Source organism: Shimwellia pseudoproteus (assembly GCF_016415625.1).
GTDB lineage: Bacteria > Pseudomonadota > Gammaproteobacteria > Enterobacterales > Enterobacteriaceae > Shimwellia > Shimwellia pseudoproteus.
Genome location: NZ_WBXP01000118.1, coordinates 1 through 768, shown reverse-complemented (window position 1 = coordinate 768; position 768 = coordinate 1). Strand labels below are relative to the sequence as shown.

General features: G+C 53.4%; 1 protein-coding gene. It reads left to right on the top strand.

Annotation, left to right across the window (positions count from 1 at the left end):
* Positions 1-55: 55 nt before the first annotated feature.
* A protein-coding gene (locus F9C28_RS19990; RefSeq protein WP_103215986.1) for an IS1-like element IS1A family transposase occupies positions 56-753 on the top strand; the annotation gives its coding sequence in 2 pieces (ribosomal slippage) (positions 56-305 and positions 305-753; 699 coding nt in all).
* Positions 754-768: the final 15 nt, after the last annotated feature.

Sequence of the window (768 nt, the reverse complement as noted above, 5' to 3'; positions counted from 1 at the left end):
GGTGATGCTGCCAACTTACTGATTTAGTGTATGATGGTGTTTTTGAGGTGCTCCAGTGGCTTCTGTTTCTATCAGCTGTCCCTCCTGTTCAGCTACTGACGGGGTGGTGCGTAACGGCAAAAGCACCGCCGGACATCAGCGCTATCTCTGCTCTCACTGCCGTAAAACATGGCAACTGCAGTTCACTTACACCGCTTCTCAACCCGGTACGCACCAGAAAATCATTGATATGGCCATGAATGGCGTTGGATGCCGGGCAACTGCCCGCATTATGGGCGTTGGCCTCAACACGATTTTACGTCACTTAAAAAACTCAGGCCGCAGTCGGTAACCTCGCGCATACAGCCGGGCAGTGACGTCATCGTCTGCGCGGAAATGGACGAACAGTGGGGCTATGTCGGGGCTAAATCGCGCCAGCGCTGGCTGTTTTACGCGTATGACAGGCTCCGGAAGACGGTTGTTGCGCACGTATTCGGTGAACGCACTATGGCGACGCTGGGGCGTCTTATGAGCCTGCTGTCACCCTTTGACGTGGTGATATGGATGACGGATGGCTGGCCGCTGTATGAATCCCGCCTGAAGGGAAAGCTGCACGTAATCAGCAAGCGATATACGCAGCGAATTGAGCGGCATAACCTGAATCTGAGGCAGCACCTGGCACGGCTGGGACGGAAGTCGCTGTCGTTCTCAAAATCGGTGGAGCTGCATGACAAAGTCATCGGGCATTATCTGAACATAAAACACTATCAATAAGTTGGAGTCATTACC